This window comes from Enterobacter sp. UNJFSC 003 (assembly GCF_036903355.1).
GTDB lineage: Bacteria > Pseudomonadota > Gammaproteobacteria > Enterobacterales > Enterobacteriaceae > Enterobacter.
Genome location: NZ_JBAKHK010000379.1, coordinates 1 through 231, shown reverse-complemented (window position 1 = coordinate 231; position 231 = coordinate 1). Strand labels below are relative to the sequence as shown.

Genomic DNA, 231 nt, shown 5'->3' with positions numbered 1-231 from the left:
ACTTTATGGGGCGGCGAAAATTCGTCGCATCCCGTCAGGCGAGCCAGATGTTTCTGTGCTGGCTGGAAGAGGCCATCGTTCGCCGCGTGGTGACGTTACCTTCAAAAGCGCGCTTCAGTTTTCAGGAAGCCCGCAGTGCCTGGGGGAACTGCGACTGGATAGGCTCCGGTCGTATGGCCATCGATGGTCTGAAAGAAGTTCAGGAAGCGGTGATGCTGATAGAAGCCGGAC

At 57.1% G+C, this 231-nt stretch carries 1 pseudogene; it reads left to right on the top strand.

Going from position 1 to position 231, the window contains the following annotated elements:
* Nucleotides 1-231 (top strand): annotated as a pseudogene (locus tag V5P19_RS24635) (phage portal protein); the annotation flags it as partial.